Source organism: Pseudonocardia sp. EV170527-09, from assembly GCF_008369905.1.
Classification (GTDB): domain Bacteria; phylum Actinomycetota; class Actinomycetes; order Mycobacteriales; family Pseudonocardiaceae; genus Pseudonocardia.
Map to the genome: position 1 here is coordinate 1 of NZ_VRMC01000506.1, position 263 is coordinate 263.

General features: G+C 61.6%; 1 protein-coding gene. It reads right to left on the reverse strand.

What is annotated here, in order from left to right:
• A partial coding sequence (locus FVA95_RS29950; protein WP_255474729.1) for an EAL domain-containing protein occupies positions 1-249 on the reverse strand: 249 nt, incomplete at its 3' end.
• Positions 250-263: the final 14 nt, after the last annotated feature.

Below are 263 nucleotides of genomic sequence, written 5' to 3' on the forward strand. Positions count from 1 at the left end.
CAGCACACCTTCGGTGGCTTCGACCATCACGCCGTCAACGCCACACGCTTGCCTGACATCGGCAACGCGTTGCGCGATCGCGCGAGCGGCCAGATCCTCGGCGGACAGATTGACCGAGAAGTACATTGCACGGGCAAGGTCCCGCGGAATTTCCTGTGCGTCGGCGACGAGCAGATCGAGCATTCTGTTCGTGAGCTTCCTGATGCGGTGATGCCGCTCTGCCAGCGGGATGAACTTGTCGGGTGGGATCCACTGCCCATCAT